This is a genomic window from Enterobacter sp. RHBSTW-00175 (genome assembly GCF_013927005.1).
Lineage (GTDB): Bacteria > Pseudomonadota > Gammaproteobacteria > Enterobacterales > Enterobacteriaceae > Enterobacter.
Genome location: NZ_CP055930.1, coordinates 3,560,157 through 3,584,536 on the forward strand (window position 1 = coordinate 3,560,157; position 24,380 = coordinate 3,584,536).

The 24,380-nt window shown below is 54.8% G+C and carries 22 protein-coding genes; 9 read left to right on the top strand and 13 right to left on the bottom strand.

Annotated elements, in window-relative coordinates; translation table 11 throughout:
* Window positions 1–90: 90 nt before the first annotated feature.
* From fldA to ybfF, 3 genes are all read right to left on the bottom strand, one after another.
* The gene (gene fldA, locus HV107_RS16920; RefSeq protein WP_003858653.1) at window positions 91–621 is read right to left on the bottom strand and encodes a flavodoxin FldA; all 531 of its coding nucleotides are present in this window, start codon (window positions 619–621) and stop codon (window positions 91–93) included.
* A gap of 155 nt (window positions 622–776) precedes the next feature.
* Window positions 777–1,064: a LexA regulated protein gene (ybfE, locus tag HV107_RS16925; RefSeq protein ID WP_041162017.1), complete on the bottom strand. Its 288-nt coding sequence runs from the start codon at window positions 1,062–1,064 to the stop codon at window positions 777–779.
* A 129-nt stretch (window positions 1,065–1,193) separates the two neighbouring features.
* Window positions 1,194–1,967 (bottom strand): esterase, encoded by a 774-nt coding sequence (ybfF, locus tag HV107_RS16930; RefSeq protein ID WP_182060041.1) that lies wholly within the window; start codon window positions 1,965–1,967, stop codon window positions 1,194–1,196.
* A 183-nt stretch (window positions 1,968–2,150) separates the two neighbouring features.
* Here ybfF and seqA point away from each other — a divergent pair, with 183 nt between their 5' ends.
* Together seqA and pgm are read left to right on the top strand one after the other, a co-directional pair.
* The gene (seqA, locus tag HV107_RS16935; protein WP_014069356.1) at window positions 2,151–2,699 is read left to right on the top strand and encodes a replication initiation negative regulator SeqA; all 549 of its coding nucleotides are present in this window, start codon (window positions 2,151–2,153) and stop codon (window positions 2,697–2,699) included.
* Between the two features lie 24 nt (window positions 2,700–2,723).
* A complete protein-coding gene (gene pgm / locus HV107_RS16940) occupies window positions 2,724–4,364 on the top strand; it encodes a phosphoglucomutase (alpha-D-glucose-1,6-bisphosphate-dependent) (protein ID WP_182060042.1) in 1,641 nt (546 codons plus the stop codon).
* Between the two features lie 91 nt (window positions 4,365–4,455).
* On the opposite strand, the gene potE is transcribed toward pgm, so the two are convergent.
* From potE to kdpF, 9 genes are all read right to left on the bottom strand, one after another.
* On the bottom strand, window positions 4,456–5,769 hold the full coding sequence (gene potE / locus HV107_RS16945; protein ID WP_014069358.1) for a putrescine-ornithine antiporter: 1,314 nt from the start codon (window positions 5,767–5,769) through the stop codon (window positions 4,456–4,458).
* A complete protein-coding gene (speF, locus tag HV107_RS16950) occupies window positions 5,766–7,964 on the bottom strand; it encodes an ornithine decarboxylase SpeF (protein WP_182060043.1) in 2,199 nt (732 codons plus the stop codon). The genes potE and speF overlap by 4 nt, the downstream gene beginning before the upstream one ends.
* Before the next feature lie 256 nt (window positions 7,965–8,220).
* Window positions 8,221–8,325, bottom strand: coding sequence for a leader peptide SpeFL (speFL, locus tag HV107_RS16955; protein ID WP_003858645.1), 105 nt, complete (start codon window positions 8,323–8,325; stop codon window positions 8,221–8,223).
* A gap of 277 nt (window positions 8,326–8,602) precedes the next feature.
* Window positions 8,603–9,280, bottom strand: coding sequence for a two-component system response regulator KdpE (gene kdpE / locus HV107_RS16960; RefSeq protein ID WP_014069360.1), 678 nt, complete (start codon window positions 9,278–9,280; stop codon window positions 8,603–8,605).
* A complete protein-coding gene (gene kdpD, locus HV107_RS16965; RefSeq protein WP_182060044.1) occupies window positions 9,277–11,964 on the bottom strand; it encodes a two-component system sensor histidine kinase KdpD in 2,688 nt (895 codons plus the stop codon). The genes kdpE and kdpD overlap by 4 nt, the downstream gene beginning before the upstream one ends.
* Complete coding sequence (kdpC, locus tag HV107_RS16970; protein ID WP_182060045.1) at window positions 11,965–12,540, bottom strand: potassium-transporting ATPase subunit KdpC; 576 nt, start codon at window positions 12,538–12,540, stop codon at window positions 11,965–11,967. It abuts the gene before it with no gap.
* Between the two features lie 12 nt (window positions 12,541–12,552).
* A complete protein-coding gene (kdpB, locus tag HV107_RS16975) occupies window positions 12,553–14,601 on the bottom strand; it encodes a potassium-transporting ATPase subunit KdpB (protein WP_182060046.1) in 2,049 nt (682 codons plus the stop codon).
* Window positions 14,602–14,619: 18 nt separating this feature from the next.
* Window positions 14,620–16,299, bottom strand: a complete 1,680-nt coding sequence (gene kdpA, locus HV107_RS16980) for a potassium-transporting ATPase subunit KdpA (protein WP_182060047.1) — start codon at window positions 16,297–16,299, stop codon at window positions 14,620–14,622.
* Complete coding sequence (gene kdpF, locus HV107_RS16985; RefSeq protein ID WP_014069365.1) at window positions 16,299–16,388, bottom strand: K(+)-transporting ATPase subunit F; 90 nt, start codon at window positions 16,386–16,388, stop codon at window positions 16,299–16,301. The genes kdpA and kdpF overlap by 1 nt, the downstream gene beginning before the upstream one ends.
* 306 nt (window positions 16,389–16,694) lie before the next feature.
* Here kdpF and HV107_RS16990 point away from each other — a divergent pair, with 306 nt between their 5' ends.
* From HV107_RS16990 to nei, 7 genes are all read left to right on the top strand, one after another.
* Window positions 16,695–16,901: a YbfA family protein gene (locus HV107_RS16990; RefSeq protein ID WP_013097552.1), complete on the top strand. Its 207-nt coding sequence runs from the start codon at window positions 16,695–16,697 to the stop codon at window positions 16,899–16,901.
* Window positions 16,902–17,504: 603 nt separating this feature from the next.
* Window positions 17,505–18,917, top strand: a complete 1,413-nt coding sequence (gene phrB / locus HV107_RS16995; RefSeq protein ID WP_182060048.1) for a deoxyribodipyrimidine photo-lyase — start codon at window positions 17,505–17,507, stop codon at window positions 18,915–18,917.
* Between the two features lie 10 nt (window positions 18,918–18,927).
* Window positions 18,928–19,671, top strand: coding sequence for a type 2 GTP cyclohydrolase I (locus tag HV107_RS17000; protein ID WP_182060049.1), 744 nt, complete (start codon window positions 18,928–18,930; stop codon window positions 19,669–19,671).
* Between the two features lie 14 nt (window positions 19,672–19,685).
* Entirely contained in the window at window positions 19,686–20,342 is a 657-nt protein-coding gene (gene pxpB / locus HV107_RS17005; protein ID WP_182060050.1) for a 5-oxoprolinase subunit PxpB, read from the top strand.
* A complete protein-coding gene (gene pxpC / locus HV107_RS17010) occupies window positions 20,336–21,268 on the top strand; it encodes a 5-oxoprolinase subunit PxpC (protein ID WP_182060051.1) in 933 nt (310 codons plus the stop codon). The genes pxpB and pxpC overlap by 7 nt, the downstream gene beginning before the upstream one ends.
* The gene (pxpA, locus tag HV107_RS17015; protein ID WP_182060052.1) at window positions 21,255–21,992 is read left to right on the top strand and encodes a 5-oxoprolinase subunit PxpA; all 738 of its coding nucleotides are present in this window, start codon (window positions 21,255–21,257) and stop codon (window positions 21,990–21,992) included. The genes pxpC and pxpA overlap by 14 nt, the downstream gene beginning before the upstream one ends.
* A 22-nt stretch (window positions 21,993–22,014) precedes the next feature.
* On the top strand, window positions 22,015–22,806 hold the full coding sequence (gene nei / locus HV107_RS17020; RefSeq protein WP_182060053.1) for an endonuclease VIII: 792 nt from the start codon (window positions 22,015–22,017) through the stop codon (window positions 22,804–22,806).
* A 101-nt stretch (window positions 22,807–22,907) separates the two neighbouring features.
* Here the strand turns inward: nei and HV107_RS17025 are convergent, their stop codons facing one another.
* The gene (locus HV107_RS17025; RefSeq protein ID WP_182060054.1) at window positions 22,908–24,191 is read right to left on the bottom strand and encodes a citrate synthase; all 1,284 of its coding nucleotides are present in this window, start codon (window positions 24,189–24,191) and stop codon (window positions 22,908–22,910) included.
* Window positions 24,192–24,380: the final 189 nt, after the last annotated feature.

The following is a 24,380-nucleotide window of genomic DNA, read 5'->3' on the forward strand; positions in this document are numbered from 1 at the left end:
GTCTGAACGAAAAAGTTAAAAGTTTGTAGCAATTAATTTAATCGGTTTGACCCGGTCAAGCGGGCGCAACCGAAGTTGCGCCGCTCACTATCAGGCGTTAAGGATGTCGTCCAGGTTCAGTTCTTCGCGGACCTGTTTAACCCATTTTTCAACGCGTTCTGCAGTCAGTTCTGGCTGGCGGTCTTCATCGATGGCCAGACCCACAAAGTGATCGTCGTCGGCCAGGCCTTTAGAGGCTTCGAAGTGGTAACCCGCCGTTGGCCAGTGACCTACGATAGCTGCGCCGCGTGGTTCAATGATGTCGCGGATGGTGCCCAGCGCGTCACAGAAATATTCTGCGTAATCTTCCTGATCGCCACAACCGAACAGCGCAACCAGCTTACCGTTGAAATCAACCTCTTCCAGAGTCGGGAAGAAATCGTCCCAGTCGCACTGCGCTTCGCCGTAGTACCAGGTTGGAATACCCAGCAGCAGGATGTCATAGCCTTCGAGATCTTCTTTGCTGCTCTTGGCAATGTCATGCACATCGGCAACATCTTTACCGAGCTGTTTTTGAATGTTTTTTGCGATATTTTCGGTATTGCCGGTATCACTGCCGAAGAAAATGCCGATGATTGCCATGAGTAAAATAACCTCTTGAAACTTAATGGTATGGTGGCGCAATTTGTCCACGGATAAGGGCAATAATAGCAGAACAGACAACCCTGCGGAAACAGCTATCACGCAGGACTGCACTCTGTGCTACATGAAAAAGGTGAGAAAGGGAGTTTTCTGACTTATGCCTTGCTGTGCAATTTTTCGAGTTGGGCGATCAACATCTCTTCAATCAGCTCGCTGCGGCTGATGTCGCGGGCGCTGGCAAGCTCGTTGAGTGCATCAACGGCATCGGCGTTGAGTTTCAGTTCGACACGCTTAAGCCCACGATTTTTATCGCGTTTAAGCTGGTTGCGTTTATTAATACGCAGCTGTTCATCGCGCGAAAGCGGATTTGTCTTGGGTCGTCCCGGGCGACGCTCATTCGCGAACAGATCTATTGTCGTACGGTCCGTTTGTTCTTTGGCCATGATTTTGAGACTTCGGGGGAAAACAAGCCGCCCTGCTATTGCCCGGGCGATAAGCGCGCCATCATACATCACCCACATCGGCACGCCAACGACTGGAAGCCCGCAGGCTTCCAGTCGCTGTCTTTTTAATCAATTCGCAGTATCAGAGAGATAGCGACGGATCGCGCGAAGCACGGCTTCTGGTTTTTCAGCATGAACCCAGTGTCCGGCTCCGGCGATAACATGCGCGCGGGCTTCGGGGAACTGCCTGATCAATTCATCACGACAGGCTTCGGTGACATACGGCGAATTACCGCCGCGCACAAAGAGGGTAGGGTGTTGCCAGGCCGCAACCGGCTCCCAGCCGACGATTTCTGAGTATTGATCCCACAGCACCGGCACGTTGAAGCGCCACTGGCCGTCGACAAACGATTTCAGCAGAAACTGCACCACACCTTCTTCATTAAGATGGTCGCGCATGATAGCTGCGGCCTGCTGGCGGGTGGAAACACCGGCGTCTGTCACTGCATTAATAGCGGCAAAGATCTCATCGTGGCGACGCACGTTATAATCCACGGGCGCTACGTCTATTACGACCAGGCCGTTAATGTGCTCCGGCGCGAGTGCGGTCAGGGCCATAACGGCTTTGCCTCCCATTGAATGCCCAATCAGCGTCACCTTTTCGAGGTTGTTTGCCTTAAGCGTATCCAGAAGATCCTGCGCCATTGCGGCGTAAGTCATCTCTGGCGAGCGCCCTGAAAGGCCATGGTTGCGCATATCTACCTGCAAAATATCGTGATCGCTAACCAGATCCCGCGCCAGCACACCCAGGTTATCCAGGCTGCCAAAAAGACCGTGAACCAGTACGATGGGAGAATTATTGTTCGGCGATTGTGCAGATTGCGCTCGGGTATTCAATTTCATGGCAAAGTTCTTTTTTTACGTATGTCAGGTTAGGGTATCATGTTGACCATTCTGCCGCCCGGCTGCAAGGATCCAGTTTAATCTGACTTTTGCCGCCAACCTGGCTTGACGCTATCCGCTGTTGGGATTTGACCTTATAATCCCAACGACTTGTATTCAGATAAGATATCGCACTGGATTAAGATGAAAACAATCGAAGTTGATGACGAACTCTATCAGTATATCGCCAGCCAAACGCGGCATATCGGGGAGAGCGCGTCCGACATTTTACGGCGTATGCTTAAAATTTCCGCCGCCTCACAGCCTGTCACTCCTGTCGCGAAAGATGTCGTGTCTCAGCCGAGCGTTGCGGTGCAAGCCAAACCCGCTATGACACCGGCGAAAGACAAAGTTCGTGCGATGCGCGAACTGCTGCTGTCTGATGAATATGCAGAACAGAAAAAAGCGGTTAACCGCTTTATGCTGGTGCTGTCTACACTCTACTCACTGGATAACAAAGCGTTTGCTGAAGCGACTGAGTCGCTGCATGGCCGTACTCGCGTCTATTTTGCGGGCGACGAACAGACGCTGTTGCAAAATGGCAATCAAACCAAACCCAAACACGTGGCTGGTACCCCGTATTGGGTGATCACCAATACCAACACGGGGCGCAAGTGCAGCATGGTCGAACACATCATGCAGTCCATGCAGTTCCCGGCGGAATTGATTGAAAAGGTTTGCGGTACAATTTAACCCTTGCATAAGAAGGACCAGGCAATGGCAAATCACAGCCGTGCAGGCCAACCTGCACAACAAAGCGATTTGATTAACGTCGCCCAACTGACCGCTCAGTACTACGTGCTGAAGCCGGTTGTAGGTAACGCAGAACACGCAGTGAAGTTTGGTACATCTGGCCACCGCGGCAGTGCGGGGCGCCACAGCTTTAACGAACCGCATATTCTGGCCATTGCCCAGGCCATCGCGGAAGAGCGCGCTAAAAATGGCGTCACCGGTCCGTGCTATGTAGGGAAAGATACTCACGCCTTGTCTGAGCCTGCATTCATTTCCGTACTGGAAGTGCTGGCAGCCAATGGTGTAGACGTCATTGTGCAGGAAAACAACGGCTTTACCCCAACGCCGGCGGTGTCCAACGCGATTCTGGTGCACAACAAAAAAGGCGGTGCACTGGCTGACGGTATCGTTATCACACCATCCCACAACCCGCCGGAAGACGGTGGTATCAAATACAATCCACCTAACGGCGGCCCGGCAGATACTAACGTTACCAAAGTGGTGGAAGACCGTGCTAACGCCCTGCTGGCAGATGGCCTGAAAGGCGTGAAACGTATTTCCCTGGATGTCGCGATGGCATCTGGTCGCGTGAAAGAGCAGGATCTGGTGCAGCCGTTTGTTGAAGGGCTGGCGGATATCGTCGATATGGCGGCTATCCAGAAAGCAGGCCTGAAACTGGGTGTAGATCCTCTCGGCGGCTCCGGTATCGAATACTGGAAACGCATCGCAGAGCATTACAAGTTGGATCTGACCATCGTTAACGATCACGTCGATCAGACCTTCCGCTTTATGCATCTGGATAAAGACGGTGCTATCCGTATGGACTGCTCCTCTGAATGTGCGATGGCTGGCTTGCTGGCGCTGCGCGACAAATTCGACCTGGCCTTTGCTAACGACCCGGATTATGACCGTCACGGTATTGTCACCCCGGCAGGGCTGATGAACCCGAACCACTATCTGGCGGTGGCCATCAACTATCTGTTCCAGCACCGTCCACAATGGGGCAAAGATGTTGCCGTGGGTAAAACGCTGGTGTCCTCTGCGATGATTGACCGTGTGGTTGACGCGCTGGGCCGCAAGCTGGTGGAAGTGCCGGTTGGCTTCAAATGGTTTGTTGATGGTCTGCATGACGGCAGCTTCGGCTTTGGTGGTGAAGAGAGCGCGGGTGCATCCTTCCTGCGTTTCGACGGTACGCCATGGTCCACCGATAAAGACGGCATCATTATGTGTCTGCTGGCGGCAGAGATTACTGCCGTAACCGGGAAAAACCCGCAGGAGCACTACAATGAGCTGGCTGCACGTTTTGGCGCGCCAAGCTACAACCGTATCCAGGCTTCAGCGACCTCTGCGCAGAAAGCAGCGCTGTCTAAACTGTCCCCGGAAATGGTGAGTGCCAACACACTGGCTGGTGATCCTATCACTGCACGCCTGACGGCAGCGCCGGGTAATGGTGCGTCTATTGGCGGCCTGAAGGTGATGACCGACAACGGCTGGTTCGCTGCGCGTCCTTCCGGTACGGAAGATGCGTACAAAATCTATTGCGAAAGCTTCCTCGGCGACGAACACCGTAAGCTGATTGAGAAAGAAGCGGTAGAGATTGTCAGCGAAGTGCTGAAAAACGCGTAAGTGCGGTTTGTGTGCCGGGCGGCACTGCGTTTGCCCGGCCTACAACAACGAACGTAGGCCCGGTAAGCGCTAGCGCCACCGGGCTATTTTTTTAACTGTGTTTGTTCTTCAATTCAAATCGCGGTGACACTAAACCGTACAGCGTCCAGCCCATAAAGGTCACCATCGCGCCGTAGAGCATCGCTTCCTGGCCGGACGAATAGAGCGCATAGAAGCTGTAAATTGCCCCAATCAGCGCCACGATGTTGGCCACTCTGGCTTTGCCCGGATCGACTTTTGCCACCTTCTGAATAATCACCAGGGCCGCCATCGACAGGATGTACGGAATGATATTCGTCACCACTGCCAGGTTTACCAGCACGTTGAACTGGCTGTTCAGCGACGGGCTGATGGTCATCAGCGACAAACCACTCTGGAAGATAACAATCGCTAACATACCCTGCACCGGCGCATCTGCTTTCGTCACACGCGAGAAGATTTTCGGGAAATAACCTTCGTCTGCGGATGACTTAAACACCTGCGCAATGGTGAACTGCCAGCCGAGCAGTGAGCCGCAGCAGGACATCACCATCAGACCCATGATCACTTTCCCGACGGTTGGGGTAAACATCTGCGCGAAGGCCAGCCCGAACGGCGCGGTGGAGTTGGCGAGATCCATGTTAGGCACAATCCCGGCAATCACGTTAGTTGAAACGATGTAGATAACGGCAGCACCCAGCGTACCGCCCAGTACAGCAATCGGGACGTTCTTTTCCGGGTTTTCCACAACTTCGGCATTCGCACAGGCGGATTCCAGACCGAGGAATGCCCACAGCGTCATGGCGATAGATGACCCCACCGCAGTAAAGAACGGTACATTGTGCGGGTTCCAGGAGTTGGCATACAGCGTAGGGCTAAACCAGAACCAGCCGATGATGCACAATCCCACCACCGGGATGATCACCCCCCAGACGGTGATACTGCTGATCTGCCCGGTGATGCGCGCACCACCGAAGTTCGCAATGGTACAGATCCACAATACACAAATGGTGGCGATACCGATTTGTACCGGACTGAGCGTGGCACCAAACAGCTCCGTACCGTAACCGACAGCCGAAATAGCAATCGCCACGTTGGCAATCAGCAACGACACACCGTAGGTATAGTTGGCCATAAAGTTGCCCGACTTACCGAAGGCATACTCCGCATAGCCACCCATGCCACCTGATTTACGGCTGAACATCCCGCACTTGGCAAAGGCCCACGCCAGCGCCATTGAGCCAACGGCAGTCACCAGCCAGGAGATAATCGAGATCGTACCGACTTCTGCGAGCTTGGTGGGCAGCATGATAATTCCTGACCCCATCATGTTTACCATGGTGAGGATGGTCAGCTGCACCACACCCATCTTGTTAGACTTACTCATAATTTTTCTCCTTTCAGCAACGACGGCTGAGCGGCAGGTTGCTTGATGACGTTACAGCGAACGTGTTTGCGGCCGTCACACTCTTCCACGTACACGCCCTGGAGCTCTGGCGCAAAGCCTGGCAACAGGTTGATACCTTCTTCCAGCGCGGCAAAGTAGCGCAGCACTGAACCGCCCCAGACTTCACCTGGCACAACGCACAGCACGCCTGGTGGGTAAGGGAGAGCGCCTTCGGCGGCAATACGGCCTTCGGCATCGCGCAGAGACACCAGCTCCACCTCCCCGCGCAGGTAGGCATAGTTGGCGTCCTGGGGTGACATCACCACGCGTGGGAAATGAGACTTACGGAACATCTCTTTTTGCAGCTGTTTCACGTTATTACGCGCATACAGGTCGTGCATTTCCTGGCAAATCTGACGCAGGGAATAGTCGGCGTAGCGTTCCGGGTATTGCTTACAAATCGATGGCAGCACCTCTTTTAACGGTGCATCGGTCTGGAGCAGTTTTTCGAAGCGCACCAGCTGAGCCACAAGCTGCTGCAACTTGCCCATATCCTCTGCCGGGGTCAGCAGGAACAGGATGGAGTTCAGGTCGCATTTTTCCGGGACAATACCGTTTTCGCGCAGGAAGTTCGCGAGAATGGTCGCCGGGACGCCGAAATCCTCGTACTCACCGGTACGGGCGTTGATGCCCGGTGTGGTCAGCAGCAATTTGCACGGGTCGATAAAGTACTGATGCTCGGCATAACCTTCAAAGGCGTGCCAGTTCTCGCCAGGGACGAAGTGGAAGAAGCGCAGGTCAGTGGCAATTTCTGCTGTATCCCAGCTTTCCCACGGGCGACCATCTACGGTTTCCGGCACGAACGGGCGAAGGAACTGGCAGTTTTGCAGAATAAGTTTGCGCGCTTCGATACCTGTGACCACGCAATCCATCCACATGTTGCGACCGCTCTGGCCTTCATGCATCCGGGCGTTGATATCGAGCGCCGCAAACAGCGGATAAAACGGGCTGGTGGAGGCGTGCATCATAAAGGCGTTGTTGAGACGCTTATGCGGCACATAGCGCTGCTGGCCTTTGATGTGGCTGTCTTTCTTGTGGATCTGTGAGGTTTGCGAGAAACCAGCCTGCTGTTTATGCACGGACTGGGTCACCAGAATGCCCGGATCGTTCTCGTTTAGCTCCAGTAGCAGCGGCGAGCAGTCGGCCATCATTGGAATAAATTGCTCGTAGCCCACCCACGCAGAGTCAAACAGGATGTAATCACACAGGTGGCCAATGTTGTCCACCACCTGACGGGCGTTATAAATGGTGCCATCGTAAGTACCAAGCTGGATAACCGCCAGTCGGAACGGGCGTTCGTCACGGGCGCGACCCGGGGCAACTTCTGCGACCAGCTCGCGAAGATAGCTTTCTTCGAAGCAGTGCGCGTCAATCCCGCCAATAAAACCGTATGGGTTTCGTGCTGTTTCCAGATAAACCGGCGTCGCACCAGCCTGTAACAGCGCCCCGTGATGGTTGGATTTATGGTTATTTCGATCGAACAACACCAGGTCGCCAGGCGTCAGCAGGGCGTTTAAAACCACTTTGTTTGATGATGACGTACCGTTCAGCACAAAATAGGTCTTATCGGCATTAAACACTTTTGCCGCATGTTGCTGGGCAATACAAGGGGCGCCTTCGTGGATCAGCAGATCGCCCATGGCCACATCCGCGTTACACAGATCCGAACGGAACAGCGTTTCGCCAAAGAAATCCACAAACTGGTTACCGGCAGGATGACGGCGGAAGAACTGCCCCCCCTGATGCCCCGGGCAGTCAAACGCGCTGTTACCCTGTTTGACGTAATCTACGAGGGCACGGAAGAACGGCGGGCGCAGTTGGGTTTCGTACTTCTGCGCGGCAGCTTCAAGCTGGCGGCCATAGAAATCATTGCTGGTGTCAGAGCATTCAAAAACCCCCTGAATGCGGGACAAATATTCTGCCGGAACAATTTCTTCTTTATGTGTGGCAATAAAGACGGGAATACCAAATCCTGTTGCTTCTATTTCTTCTATCGCACCACTTGAAATATCGTTGATGGCCAAAACAACGGCAGCAACATCAATATAATCAGAAGCACTCACATCCACCATTTCGCGAGTGGTGGTAAAGCAATCAGGGCATGAACGGCTGGCAGCAATTTTTAAACTTTTCATCTTTATCTCTTTATTTTAGGCAATAGGAGGCCTTCGATTCTTTACAAGAAAAAAATCGATAATTTACCGGAATAAAAAGCAAAACCTGACCTCTGATAAAAAATCAGTTAATTGCTTTTTACAGAATTAAATCCAGTCCGTCCGGCTACGAAAGAGCCTGGATCAAGAGAAATGAGCGCACGTGTTCACAGGCAGTCGCCTGTAAAATAAGGTTTTTTAGAATAACCTGTAAGCAGATGCGCCAGAAGTCGAAGGACTACCGGGCATTAAAGAGATGAAAGTCGAAGCAGTTACGGTGGGCAAACATCATAATATGAGTTGTCCGCCGTATGTGGGGCATTAAACGATTGTTGTTTTCCATGTGTGTTTTCCTTTCAGTAATTGAAAGCATGGTCATTCTATCCAGGAAAGGGCGACAAACCGTGAAGGAGATCAACAATAATCGATCAGATCAGAAATAAATATTCTATTTTATTGAATATCGCAGATCAAAATGCTGTTTTGTATGATTAATGTTAACATTCTGTTTTTATATTGTTTTGATTGGCGAAAAATAAGCCGTAAATAACGGCTTTGCTATTTTCTAATATATACATAGGGTGTTATTTATTTTAATTAAAATCGAAATGAATAACTATTCAAATCATGAACCGATAACCGATACCGGTTTCAGTTAATAAATGACGAGGACGCGCGGGGTCGACTTCGAGTTTCTGGCGAAGGTGTCCCATATATATGCGTAAATAGTGACTATGCTCAACAGCGTTTGGTCCCCAGACCTGATTTAACAGCTGACGCTGGGTGAGGACCTTACCATGGTTGTTGAGCAAAACGGCGAGCAGACGAAATTCAATCGGGGTGAGGTGGATCTCCTCTTCACCGCGCTGGATGCGCCGCGAAGCTAAATCGACCTGAATGTCGGAAAAGGTGTACACCGGCTCTGAAGGCGTTGTGGCACTGTGTCGGCGCAGCGCCACGCGTAGCCGGGCCTGAAGCTCGCCAATCCCAAAGGGCTTGATCAGATAGTCGTCAGCACCGGCATCGAGTGCCGCAATTTTATCTGTCTCTTCGGTACGGGCCGAGAGCACCAGAATGGGCATCTGACTCCACTGGCGCACTTCGCGGATGAAATCGATGCCATCGCCATCCGGCAGCCCCAGATCGAGAATGACCAGGTCCGGCTTGCGGGTTGCGGCCTCGATCAGGCCGCGCTGGAGCGTCCCCGCGTCATGAACGCGCAGGCCGTCTCCTTCCAGCGCGGCGCGCAGAAAACGGCTAATCGCGAGTTCATCTTCAACAATCAGGACGTTAATCACAAATCCTCTGGCAATTCATCAAGTTCTGGCGGGGGATCAAGAGGAAGTGTAACACAGAAATGCGCGCCACCTTCCAGGCGGTTCGCCGCTGAAATGGTTCCCCCGTGCACATCGATAATGGCCTGGCAGATAGCCAGCCCAAGCCCGACCCCCGGAATGGCAGACTCCTTATTTCCGCGCGCGAACTTCTCAAAAATGGCGTGCTCCTGCCCGGCAGGGATGCCAGGACCGGTATCCCAGACCTCGAGCTGCAAGGTGTGTGCTTCTACCGTTGCGTTAATGCCAATACGGGCTTTCTGCCCCGCATATTTGGCGGCATTTTCCAGCAGGTTGATCAGCACCCGTTCGAACAGCGGCCCGTCAACGTGGATGAGCGTCAGCGGTTCTGGCAGGTTCAGCTCAATATGCCGACCGCCCATTCCGGGCTCGAGCATTTTTAAGGCGCTGCCAACCACTTCCTCGAGCGTCAGCCACTCTTTTTTGAGGTTAAAACCGCCGGACTGAATACGTGCCATATCCAGCAAATTATTCACCAGACGGGTGGTATTGAGTACATGCTGGCGTATTTCGCTGGCCTGCAAGGCGTGGCTGGAGCCTTCCGCCGCCAGGTCAAGCGTCAGGATCTCTGACTGACCAAACAGCACGGTGAGCGGGGTACGCAGGTCGTGTGAAAGCGCTGCAAGCAGGGAGTTACGAATGCTCTCGCGCTCGCTGGCAAGCCTTGCCTGTTCTTCGCTGCTGGTGAGCGCCAGACGTTCAAGCGCACTGGCAACCAGCAGGGTAAATGTCTCCAGCAGGCGTTGCTGCTCGGGGATCATCAGTTGGCGCAGGTTGGTAGGTTCGACAATCACCAGCCCATGATTTTTGTCGGCACTGCGCAACGGCAGGATCTGGTAAGGCACGCCTGGCAACGTATCGGTCCCGGCGCCGGCGGGCAAACCTTTATCAAAACTCCAGCGAGCAATGGCTTCATCCCAGGGTGTCATCCCGGTGGCTGACGTCAGCGGGCGCAACACACCATGCTCGTTTGGTAACAAAATCAGGTTACTGGCGTGAAACGTGGAGCGAATAAACTGCTCGCTGGTCTGGACGATATCCAGAGGCGTGCGGCCCACTGCCAGGGATTTGGACATCTCGTACAGATGGCGAGTGCGCTGTTCGCGATAGCGGGCAATCCGCGCCTGATAGCGAACACCCGCGGTCAGATTCCCGATAACCAGCCCCACGGTAAGCATCACGCCAAACGTCAGGATGTACTGCACATCCGAAACTGCCAGCGTGCCACGTGGGGCGATAAAGAACAGATCGAAGCTCACCACGTTGATAACCGTTGCCAGGACCGAAGGCCAGCGACCGTAGAAAAGCGCCACCACAACCACGCCCAACAGGTAAATCATCACCAGATTAGCGGCGTCAAAGGCGATCAGCCACTGGCTGGCAATGAGGGTTATCAGGGTGCAAAGTACAACGGCAACAAGGCAGCCGCGGATCTGAATACGCCATTTATCACTAAATGCCCGGGCATCCGGCAGGCGGCCTGGCAGGGGAGAGGGCTTGTCATCGAGTGCCACAATCACCAGATCCAGATCGGGTGCTCGTCGGGCCAGCTTATCGGCAAAAGATTCGCGGCTAAACCAGCGTCGATGCTGACGGCGACCAATAACGATTTTGCCGAGATTGTGTTCTCGCGCGTAGCGCAGAATGGCTTTGTCTTCCACCGGGTCGGAGAGGGTGGCGGTTTCAGCGCCAAGCTCCTGGGCAAGCCGGAGCGAGCCAAGGATCGCCCGGCGCTGGTTTTCCGGCAGCGCATGAAGACGAGGGGTTTCGACATACACCGCGTGCCAGACGCTGCCAAATTTTGCCGCCAGCCGGGCGGCAGTACGGATAAGCTTTTCGTTGCCACTGCCGTGATCAATGCACAGCAGAATGGCATCCCGCGTGTGCCAGACGCGCTCTTGTCCTTGCAGATCACGCCAGGCGCGCATCTGATCGTCAACGCGGTCGGCCGTGCGGCGCAGGGCCAGCTCGCGAAGGGCAATCAGGTTGCCCTTGCGAAAGAAATGCTCAATGGCGCGTTCGGCCTGGCCTGCGATATACACTTTACCTTCGTGCAGACGCTGGCGCAGATCGTCGGGGGGAAGGTCAACCAGCACGACTTCATCGGCGGAGTCGAAGAACGGATCCGGCACAGTCTCCCGCACCTGAATACCGGTGACACCGCTGACTACGTCGTTCAGGCTCTCCAGATGCTGGACGTTCACGGTCGTAAAAACGTCGATGCCCGCTTCCAGAAGCTCTTCGACATCCTGCCAGCGTTTAGGGTGGCGTGAGCCTGGCGCATTGCTGTGCGCCAGTTCGTCCATCAGGATAAGCGCCGGACGGCGGGCGAGGGCGGCGTCCAGATCGAACTCAGTGACCAGCCGCCCGCGGTGGCTGATACGGCGGGGCGGTTGCGCGGCAAGCCCGGCTAGCAGCGACGCTGTCTCTTTGCGCCCGTGTGTTTCAACGACGCCGATAAGAATGTCGAGCCCTTGCGCCCGTAACCGCTGTGCTTCAGTGAGCATGGCAAAGGTTTTCCCGACGCCCGCACAGGCGCCGAAAAAGATTTTCAGTTTGCCGCGATGGGCTTCAGCAGTCTGTTCGAGCAGCCTGTCCGGGTCCGGGCGAATGGGCTCGTCGGTCATTTAGTTTTTCCTTAGCGCGTCCAGCGCCAGATTCAGCTCAACAATGTTCACGACTGGCATCCCGATGAAACTGACCAGCGGTTTCTGCGTATGCTCAGCAACCAGCTGGCTGACCTGTTCGGTGGTCAGCTGGCGGGCGGTAGCCACACGCGGAATTTGCCATGCGACCGATGCCGGCGTCAGGCTGTAATCCAGCCCGCTGGCGGAGGCGGTCACCAGCTCGACAGGCACCTCGCGGCTGGCCTGCGGATTAGCTGCACGCAGTGCGGCAACGCGTTCTGCAATCGCATGGTCAAGCTCCGGGTTGCTGCCGGCCAGATTACTGCCACCGGAGGCCATCGGATTATACGGGCTTTCAGCCGTGGCGGAAGGGCGGCCCTGGAAGTAGCGGGCATCCGTAAAGTTCTGGCCAATAAGGCGCGAACCACGGGTTTCTCCATCCTGCATAATCAGCGAGCCGTTCGCCTGATCGGTAAACCACCACTGGCCCAGCGCGGTGGTCACCAGCGGGTATAGCCCGCCGGTAATCAGCGATAACAGAATAAACAGAAGTATAGCGGGGCGTAACATTGTCATTTGATTCACCTTTTAAACCAGCCCGAACAGGGTCAACAGCATGTCGATAACCTTGATGCCAACGAAAGGAACGACCAGCCCACCCAGCCCGTAAATCCACAGATTACGGCGTAGCATGGCGGCTGCAGTCAGCGGCTTGTAGCTCACGCCTTTCAGCGCCAGCGGGATCAGGAAGACGATGATCAGGGCGTTAAAAATCACCGCGCTGAGAATGGCCGACGCCGGGGAGTGCAGATGCATGACGTTCAGCGCATTCAACTGCGGATAGGTTGCCGCAAACGCCGCCGGGATAATGGCAAAATACTTCGCCACATCGTTGGCAATACTGAAGGTGGTAAGCGAACCACGGGTCATCAGCATCTGTTTACCGATGTGAACCACCTCAATCAGTTTGGTCGGGTTAGAATCGAGGTCGACCATGTTGCCCGCCTCTTTCGCCGCCTGCGTCCCGGAGTTCATCGCAACCGCAACATCGGCCTGCGCCAGCGCTGGCGCATCGTTAGTGCCATCACCCGTCATCGCCACCAGGCGACCTTCAGCCTGATACTGGCGGATCAGCGCCAGTTTGGCTTCCGGTGTGGCTTCTGACAGAAAATCATCCACGCCTGCTTCTGCGGCGATCGCGGCGGCGGTAAGACGGTTATCCCCGGTGATCATCACCGTTTTGATCCCCATCTTGCGTAGCTGGGCAAAACGCTCTTTGATGCCGCCTTTGACAATATCTTTCAGCGCAATAACGCCCAGCACATGCGACCCCTCAGACACCACCAGTGGAGTGGCTCCCTGACGGGCAACGCTGTCTACCAGTTTGTCCACTTCTGGCGGGAAATGGCCGTTGTTAGCTTCGATATGGCGACGAATGGCGTCGACGGAGCCTTTGCGGATCATCCGGTCCTGGATGTTAATCCCGCTCATACGGGTTTGGGCGGTGAACGGCACAAAGGTGGCATGCAGACTCTGCACATCGCGCTGACGCAGGTTAAAACGCTGCTTAGCCAGAATAACGATACTGCGGCCTTCCGGTGTTTCATCGGCCAGCGACGAAAGCTGCGCGGCGTCAGCCAGCGTTTTTTCATTTACGCCAGGTGCGGGCAAGAATTCCGACGCCTGACGGTTACCGAGGGTGATTGTCCCGGTTTTATCCAGCAGCAGAACGTCCACATCACCGGCGGCCTCAACGGCACGTCCGCTGGTGGCAATAACGTTCGCGCCCAGCATCCGGCTCATACCGGCCACACCAATAGCTGAAAGCAGCCCGCCGATGGTGGTCGGGATCAGACAGACCAGCAGGGCAACCAGCACAGTAATACTGACCGCGGTACCACCGTAAGCAGAAAACGGCCACAGGGTGGCGGTTGCCAGCAGGAAGACAATGGTCAGTGCAACCAGCAGAATGGTCAGGGCGATTTCGTTTGGCGTTTTACGACGCTGTGCGCCCTCGACCATGGCGATCATCCGGTCCAGGAAAGTTTCACCCGGGTTAACGCTGCACTGGATAACCAGCCAGTCAGAGAGAATACGCGTGCCGCCAGTGACGGAGGCAAAGTCGCCGCCGGATTCACGGATAACCGGGGCGGATTCCCCGGTAATGGCGCTTTCGTCTACCGATGCCCCGCCTTCAATGACTTCGCCATCGCAGGGGATGATGTCCCCGGCTTCAACCAGCACCACATCCCCTTTACGCAGCTCATCCGCCGGGACGTGATCCATCTGCGCGCCATGTTTTGGCTCGCGCAATTTGCGGGCAAACGCGGTCTTTTTTACCCCTTTCAGGCTGTTGGCCTGCGCTTTACTGCGGCCTTCCGCCAGGGCTTCGGCAAAGTTGGCGAACAACACGGTGAACCACAGCCAGAGGCTGATAGCCCCGGTAAACAGCGCATTTCCCACCAGATGACCAGTTCCCATCGCCACTGCCAGTGCCGTGGTGAGCAGGCTGCCAACCCAGACGATAAACATCACCGGGTTATGCCACTGAACGCGCGGGCTTAATTTTTTCACCGCATCCATTAGCGCCTGGCGAACTAAAGACGGTTCAAGCAGGGCCAGTTGTTTACGACTCATGACAAATTCTCCGCAAAATCAGCGTAAAGAGAGATATTCCGCGACCGGGCCTAACGCGAGGGCGGGGATAAAGGTCAGGGCACCGACCAGCAACACGGTGCCAATCAGCAGTCCAGTGAATAGCGCGCCGTGGGTTGGTAACGTACCGCTGGTGGTCGGTTGGATTTTTTTACTCACCAGCGAACCGGCAATGGCCAGCACGGGGACGATGACGCCAAAACGGCCGACAAACATGCAAAACGCCAGCAGACAGTTCCAGAACGGGGAGTTAGCGCTCAGGCCTGCAAAGGCGCTGCCGTTGTTGTTGGCGGCAGACGAGACGGCATAAAGCACTTCACTAAACCCGTGAATGCCCGGGTTGAAGATGCCGCTGCGTCCCGCTTCGGTCATCAACGCCAGCGCAGTGCCCAGCAGCACAAGTGCCGGAGTGACCAGGATAGCCAGTGCAGTGAGCTTCATTTCACGCACGTCGATTTTTTTACCCAGGTATTCCGGGGTGCGACCAATCATCAACCCGGCGATAAACACCGCCAGCAGAACAAACAGCAACATGCCGTACAGCCCGGAGCCTACGCCGCCAAACACCACTTCACCGATTTGCATCAGCCACAGTGGGATCATGCCGCCCAGTGCCGTAAAGGAGTCGTGCATCGCGTTGACCGCACCACACGAGGCCGCTGTGGTGACAACCGCGTAAAGGCTGCTCGCCAGAATGCCAAAGCGACTCTCTTTTCCTTCCATATTGATATTGCTGCTGGCACCCAGCTGCATGAAGTGGCTGTTGCCATTCCATTCGGCCCACATCACCAACGCTGCGCAAATCACGAAGATAAGGGACATCGCCCAGAGCAGGGTGCGGCCCTGGCGGCGATCGTTAACCACATCGCCAAACGCAAAGCACAGCGCGGCAGGGATCAGGAAGATCGCCAGCATTTGTACGCAGTTCGTCAGCGCCGTTGGGTTTTCAAACGGATGAGACGAGTTAGCATTGAAGAACCCGCCCCCGTTGGTGCCGAGCATTTTTATGGCCTCTTGCGAGGCAACCGGCCCCATTGGCAAAAGCTGTTTTGCCCCTTCAAGCGAGGTATAGCTTGTGTAGGGAAGCAGGTTTTGCAGCGTGCCTTGCTGAATAAAGAACAGGGCAATAATGAGGGCAATTGGAAGCAGCACCCACAGGATGATACGTGTCAGATCGACCCAGGCGTTACCCAACGTACCGACATTCTGACGCGCAAATGCTCGCGTCAGGGCGAAGATCACCGCAATGCCGCTGGCCGCAGAGAGGAAGTTCTGCACTGTTAAGCCAGCCATCTGGCTGAAGTAGCTCAGGGTGGTTTCACCGGCATAGGACTGCCAGTTGGTATTGCTGACGAAGCTGACCGCCGTGTTCAACGCCAGATGCCAGGACAGGCCCGGCAACTGCTGCGGGTTCAGCGGTAAAATGCCCTGAAGCATCAACATCGCGAACAGCGCAACCAGGCCGACAATGTTGAGCAGCAGGATAGCCATCAGATACTGGCACCAGTTCATCTCCTGGTCGCGTATTCCCAGTACGCGCCAGAGTCCTTTTTCAACGCTGCCAGCAACGGGCAGCGCCACGTTGTTTATCATCCTCGCAAGCAGGGTTCCCAGTGGTCTTGCAAGCAGGAACAGCACCAGTAAAAAGCTGGCAATAAGCAAAAACGCCTGAGCAGCCATCAGAATGCCTCCGCATTAATCAGGGCATAAACCAGATAACCCAATAACAGGAACACCAGCACGATGCCGGCAATCAGACCTGCACTCACAACCCACCTCCGGGTGACATTTATATTTGTTCTAAAGATAGGATTTACAGCGCAAAGATTTCGCAAAAATCAGGAGGGGGGATGTAAAAAAAGTATAAAAATGGAAATCCACAATTTAACTGTTGGTAAGTAAATCGTTAACTTTTTTGTAACTTAGTTACGGCGAGAGTGTAAATATTCACTAAATGGATGAAAATAAGTGGTCGGATGAGTAGTAAAATTACAAACAAAGCGATATTATTTTAGCCAGGTCACAGATTTTGAATTTTCCGGATGATGTTTCCGGCCAACTATAGGGGAGAAAATATGGATCTGTATAAAGAGTATCCGGCTCATATCGTTTTCATGCGACGCGCTTTCGCCGTAGTGGCTGGCGTGCTGGCACTGCCGGTCATGCTTTTCTGGAAAGACCGCGCACGTTTTTATAGCTATCTGCACCGCGTCTGGGCGAAAACCAGCGAAAAGCCGGTGTGGATGGATCAGGCCGAAAAAGCGACCTGCGATTTCTACTAATACTAAGATTACACACAGCAACAAAAAAACCGCCAACAGCAATGTGGCGGTTTTTTTATCCCTCTGGATTCGCGGTTCCGTTGGGTGGTCTTGCAGCCCCTACCCGGGATTTTCATCATACCCTACTGTAAACAGATGGCAATCCCTCTAAACCTTTATAAAATCCTAATTTTATTCGAATAATTTACCTTTGCTGGTGATGTTATTTATGATGCAGCGTCCCTTTCCACCATCTCGCACATGGGCATCGGTCCAGGGAAAGGTGTTTTTACAGCCGTAAAGCAACCCACCTACCCGGGCTTGTGTCCACCGACTTATCACCGGTGGTGAACGGTGGAGCGGTTAGCAGCAGGGACCGCATAATGAAACGCTATATATGCATTGCGTTCATTGTCGCTAGCGTACTCGTTGTTAAGCGTGATGAGCCGACCAGGTTTGTTGCATTGACCACGATAGCGCAGGACAAGTAGCGTTAAGGCCGCCTCGGGCGGCCTTTTTTATTTCATCACGTCTACACTTCATGGCAAAGTACCGTAAAAGGCCGCCGCTTTTTCCTTTGGTGGCGTGCCCTTACGGACATAATGGATATTTGCCTGGAGTTTTATGCCCACCCATCTGGTTTGGTTTCGCGCCGATTTACGCGTACATGACAATCTCGCCCTCGCGGCGGCCTGCCGCGATAAGCACGCACGCGTGCTGGCGCTGTTTATCGCTACCCCCGGTCAGTGGCAACAGCATGATGTGGCACCCCGACAAGCGGCATACCTTCGCTCGCATCTGAATCATCTGCAACATGCGCTTGCCGAAAAAGGCATTCCGCTGATTTATAAAGAGGTGAGTGACTTTGCTGCGCAGCAAGCCGCGGTAATGGAAATCTGTCAGCAGCACGACGTTACGCACCTTTTTTACAACTATCAGTACGAGTTCAACGAGCAGCAGCGGGATCGTCAGCTGGAAAACATCGCAGAAGAGGTTGTATGCCAGGGATTTGATGACAGCGTGATGCTGCCCCCCGGCAGCGTGATGACCGGCAATCATGAGATGTATAAAGTCTTTACGCCGTTCAAAAATGCGTTTATCAAGCGTCTAAAAGAGGGATTACCCGAGTGCGTTGCTGCGCCGGCCATCAGAGGTGAAGCCTTAACAGATTTGCCTGAACTCGCATTTAACTACCCGCAGGCAGCGTTTAACGACGCCCATTTTCCGGCATCGGAAAAAGAGGCTATCGCGCAACTGCGCCACTTCTGTAAACAGGGCGCGGCAGATTACGAAGCGCGTCGGGATTTCCCCGCCATTGAAGGCACCAGTCGTCTGTCAGCCTGTTTAGCCCTGGGCGTGCTGTCACCGCGTCAGTGTTTGCATCGCCTGCTGGCGGAACAGCCGCGTACGCTTGACGGTGGGCCAGGTTCAGTGTGGCTCAACGAACTTATCTGGCGCGAGTTTTACCGCCATCTGATGACGTATCATCCTGCTTTATGCAAACATCGGCCATTCATCCGCTGGACGGATAACGTCAAATGGCAGCACAACGATGAGCGCCTTCAGGCCTGGCAGAAGGGGGCAACGGGTTACCCGATTGTCGATGCTGCCATGCGCCAGCTCAATGAAACGGGATGGATGCATAACCGTCTGCGGATGATTACCGCCAGCTTCCTGGTGAAAGATCTGCTTATCGACTGGCGCGCCGGGGAGCGGTATTTTATTTCTCAGCTTATTGATGGCGATCTGGCCGCGAACAACGGCGGATGGCAGTGGGCAGCGTCCACCGGAACCGATGCAGCTCCCTATTTCAGGATTTTTAACCCTACAACGCAGGGGCAAAAATTTGATGCTGACGGTGAGTTTATCCGCCACTGGTTGCCCGCGCTTAAGGACGTTCCCGCTAAAGCGATCCACGACCCGTGGGCATGGGCGGATAAACAGGGCATAAGGCTCGATTATCCCCGTCCCGTAGTTGACCATAAACAGGCGCGAGTCGCCACGCTGGCGGCGTACGAAGCCGCTCGCAAAGCTTAAGAGAGTGATGATGAAAAACACTGAACTGGAAAGCCTGATTAACGAAAAACTCAACACCGCCACTTTCAGCGACTACGGGCCAAACGGTCTGCAGGTTGAAGGGCGCGAAACGGTGCAGAAAATTATCACCGGTGTGACGGCAAGCCAGGCGCTGCTGGATGAGGCCGTGCGTCAGGAAGCGGATGCAATCATCGTTCATCATGGCTATTTCTGGAAAAATGAATCCCCGATTATTCGTGGCATGAAGCGCAACCGGCTGAAAACGCTGCTGGCCAATGACATCAACCTGTATGGTTATCACCTGCCGCTGGATGCCCATCCCGAGCTGGGTAACAACGTACAGCTGGCGCAGCTGTTGGGCATTACCGTCATGGGTGAAGTTGAGCCTCTGGTGCCGTGGGGTGAGCTGGCCATGCCGGTCCCAGGGCTGGAGCTGGCTTCCTGGATTGAAGCCCGGCTTGGCCGCCGCCCGCTATGGTGCGGTGATACCGGGCCAGATACGGTTAAACGCATTGCCTGGTGCACGGGCGGCGGTCAGGGCTTTATCGACAGCGCGGCGCGTTTCGGTGTGGATGCATTCATCACCGGAGAAGTCTCTGAACAAACCGTTCACTCCGCACGTGAACAAGGGCTGCATTTTTACGCGGCCGGGCATCACGCAACAGAGCGCGGCGGCATTCGCGCACTCAGCGAGTGGCTGACGGAAAATACCGATCTGGAAGTGACGTTTGTGGATATCCCTAATCCTGCCTGATGAGAGGTGTTTAAGTGCAGCGAGCGCGTTGTTATCTTCTGGGTGAAACGGCAGTGGTTCTGGAGCTTGAGCCTCCGGTGACACTTGCCACGCAAAAGCGTATCTGGCGGCTGACGCAGCGCCTGGCGGATGTACCGGAAGTGGTGGAAGCCATTCCGGGTATGAACAACATCACCGTTGTGCTACGTAATCCGCATACTCTGGCGCTGGACGCCATTGAGCGTTTGCAGTGCTGGTGGGAAGAGAGTGATGCGCTGGAGCCAGAATCCCGGTCGATTGAGATCCCGGTCGTTTATGGCGGTAAGGGTGGCCCGGATTTATCTGTTGTGGCGCAGCACTGTGGGTTAACAGAAAAACAGGTTGTCGAACTGCACGCCTCGGTGAACTACGTGGTCTGGTTTTTAGGATTCCAGCCTGGCTTCCCCTATCTGGGCGGTTTATCACCCGAGCTGCATACGCCGCGTCGGGCTGAACCGCGCCTGAGCGTCCCGGCGGGAACCGTGGCTATCGGAGGGGAGCAAACCGGCATCTACCCGCTTGCCTCACCCGGTGGCTGGCAACTGATCGGACACACCTCTGCACCGTTATTTGAACCCGGGAAGGATGCGCCAATACTCCTTCGCCCTGGGGATACCCTGCGCTTTGTCCCGCAGAAGGAGGGGATATGTTAACGCTTATTCGCGCAGGACTTTATTCCTCGGTTCAGGATGCTGGCCGGTTTGGCCTGCGCCAGTCGGGCGTCAGCTATTGTGGCGCGCTCGACCGGCCGGCACTTGAAATTGCCAACCTGCTGGTGGGCAACCCTGGCAATACGGCGGCACTGGAAATCACTCTTGGTCAGTGTGTATTGGAATTTAGCCAGGAAACCTGGTTTGCCCTGACCGGTGCAGGTTGCGATGCAACGCTTGATGGCAAAGCGGTGTGGACGGGCTGGCGGCTGCGGGCGAAAGCGGGCCAGCGATTGGTGCTCAAACGCCCGTTACACGGCGTACGCAGCTACCTTGCGGTTGCCGGGGGTATCGATGTGCCGGAAGTGATGGGCTCGTCCAGTACCGATGCCAAAGCGGGCATCGGCGGGCATGAAGGGCGCCTGCTTCGCGACGGCGATCGTCTTGCCATTAAGCCATCATCTCGCCACTTCACCACAACCCAGGGGGTGAAACAACTGCTCTGGGGTAACCTGATCCGCGCCTTGCCAGGACCGGAATATCAGGAATTTGACGAGGTTTCTCAGGAGTCATTCTGGCGTTCTCCGTGGCACCTTAGCCCACAAAGTAACCGTATGGGTTATCGTTTGCAGGGGCAGCCGCTGACCCGTACGACAGAGCGTGAATTGCTGTCCCACGGTTTGTTGCCTGGCGTCATCCAGGTGCCGGGAAACGGTCAACCAATTGTGCTGATGAATGATGCGCAGACAACAGGTGGTTACCCGCGTATTGCCTGTATTATCGATGCCGATCGCTACCATCTGGCGCAAATACCGCTTGGGCAGCCGATCCATTTCGTTCAATGCTCGCTGGAAGAGGCGCTGAAAGCGCGTCACGATCAGCAGCGATATCTGGAACAACTGGCGTGGCGACTCGATGGTAAAGATTGATTTAAACGCCGATCTGGGCGAGGGCGGCAGCGCAGATGCCGAACTGATGACGCTGGTCTCTTCGGTCAATATCGCCTGCGGATACCATGCGGGCGATGCGCAAACCATGCTGGCGAGCGTGCGTAGTGCAATTAAAAATGGCGTAGCGATAGGTGCTCATCCTAGCTTCCCCGACAGGGAAAACTTTGGCCGCACGGCAATGGTTTTACCGCCTGAGACTGTTTACGCCCAGACGCTGTACCAGACCGGAGCGCTGGACGCGATTGTCCGCGCCCAGCACGGCGTAATGCGCCACGTGAAGCCGCACGGGATGCTTTACAACATGGCCGCACAGGATCCTGCTCTGGCGGACGCCATTGCCCGTGCCGTGTGGGATCACAATCCGCAGCTGATCCTGGTCGGGCTGGCGGGGAGTGAACTTATTCGCGCCGGTCAGCGCCTGGGGCTGGTCACTCGTCAGGAAGTGTTTGCCGACAGAGGGTATCAGCAGGACGGTAGCCTGGTTCCACGCGGTCAACCAGGAGCGCTTATCACTGATGACGCGCAGGCGCTGGTACAAACACTGGATATGGTGCGCACCGGGCGGGTGAGAACGATTAATGGTACTCAGGCAAACGTACAAGCTGAAACGGTGTGCTTACACGGTGATGGCGAGCACGCGCTGCTGTTTGCGCGTCGGCTGCGGGCGGCTTTTGCCGAACAGGGGATCCTCGTTCGCGCCTGAATTTTACAATAAGGACTGAAAGATGCCAGAAGGCCCGGAGATCCGCCGCGCGGCGGATAGCCTGGAGGCGGCGATAAAAGGCAAACCCCTGACGAATGTCTGGTTTGCTTTCCCTCAACTTAAGCCGTTTGAAGCACAGCTGCTGGGGCAAACGGTGACCCATATCGAAACGCGGGGCAAAGCACTGCTGACGCACTTTTCCCATAACCTGACGTTATATAGCCATAACCAGCTTTACGGTGTCTGGCGGGTGGTTAATACGGGTGAGTCATTGCAAACCACCCGCGTGTTGCGCGTTAAATTACAAACGGCCGATAAAACCATCCTGCTGTATAGCGCCTCGGATATCGAAATGTTAACGCCGGAGCAACTGCTCACTCACCCATTCCTGCAGCGTGTCGGGCCGGATGTGCTGGATACGCGGCTGACGGCGCGCGATGTTAAAGCCCGGTTGTTATCGCCCACCTTCCGCAACCGGCAGTTTTCGGGGCTGTTGCTCGATCAGGCGTTTCTGGCAGGTTTAGGCAATTACCTTCGCGTAGAAATTCTGTGGGCGGTAGGGTTGGCAGCACAACATAAAGCGTCGCAGCTGAATGATGCACAACTCGATGCGTTATCCCATGCGCTGCTGGATATTCCGCGCCTGTCTTACAACACGCGTGGCGTGGTGGATGACAACAAGCACCACGGGGCGCTGTTCCGCTTTAAGGTGTTTCATCGCGATGGTGAACCCTGCGAGCGGTGTGGCGGGGTGATTGAGAAGACAACGCTCTCTTCAAGACCGTTTTACTGGTGTCCTGGGTGCCAGATGTAAAAAAGCAAAACGGTAACCCAGAGGTTACCGTTTTTAATGTTTGTTCCCTCTCCACGTGGGAGAGGGTTAGGGTGAGGGCATCAGGCCGCACCCTATTCACATTAGCGCTTAATATCAGACTTAAAATCACGCTGCTCGTAGCCGGTATACAGCTGGCGAGGACGGGCGATTTTCATGCCTTCGCTGTGCATTTCGTTCCAGTGCGCAATCCAGCCCACGGTACGTGCCATGGCGAAGATCACGGTGAACATGGAAGACGGAATACCCATCGCTTTCAGGATGATACCAGAGTAGAAGTCTACGTTCGGGTAGAGTTTCTTCTCGATGAAGTACGGGTCGTTCAGCGCGATGTGTTCCAGCTCCATCGCCACTTCCAGCAGATCATCTTTGGTGCCCAGCTCTTTCAGCACTTCGTGACAGGTTTCACGCATCACGGTTGCGCGTGGGTCATAGTTTTTGTAAACACGGTGACCGAAGCCCATCAGGCGGAAGGAGTCATTCTTGTCCTTCGCGCGACGCACGAATTCAGGAATGTGTTCAACGGAGCTGATCTCTTCCAGCATCTTCAGTGCTGCTTCGTTCGCGCCGCCGTGTGCTGGTCCCCACAGGGAGGCAATGCCCGCAGCGATACAGGCGAACGGATTCGCGCCTGAAGAGCCAGCGGTACGCACGGTTGAAGTAGAGGCGTTCTGCTCGTGGTCTGCGTGCAGGATCAGAATACGGTCCATGGCACGTTCCAGCACTGGGTTCACTTCGTACTCTTCGCACGGTGTGGAGAACATCATACGCAGGAAGTTACCGGCATAAGAGAGGTCGTTGCGCGGGTAAACGAACGGCTGACCGATAGAATATTTGTAACACATCGCTGCCATGGTTGGCATTTTGGACAGCAGACGGAACGCCGCGATATCACGGTGACGTGGGTTATTCACGTCCAGGGAATCGTGGTAGAACGCCGCCAGCGCACCGGTAATACCGCACATCACCGCCATCGGGTGAGAGTCACGACGGAACGCATGGAACAGACGGGTGATCTGCTCATGGATCATGGTGTGGCGGGTAACGGTGGTTTTGAATTCATCGTATTGAGCCTGCGTCGGTTTTTCGCCGTTCAGCAGGATGTAGCACACTTCCAGATAGTTGGATTCGGTGGCTAACTGATCGATGGGGAAACCGCGGTGAAGCAGGATACCTTCGTCACCGTCAATGAAGGTGATTTTGGATTCGCAAGATGCGGTAGAGGTAAATCCAGGGTCGAAGGTGAAAACACCTTTAGAACCCAGCGTACGGATATCAATAACATCCTGACCGAGCGTGCCTTTTAGCACATCCAGTTCAATAGCATTGTCACCACCCAGGGTGAGTTTTGCCTTTGTATCAGCCATTTACGGTCTCCTTAGCGCCTTATGCTTAAGACTGCTGTTCACCGGATTTGCATTCAGCTGTTAATCACCGTTACCAGATTGTTATTTGGCTTACCGCTCAGCTCACGAGGAGAAACCAGGGTACAGAGCTATGGCGCCTTGCAGGTAAACGGATGAAATATCAGTGAAAACACAGCAAATCAGCGTTTT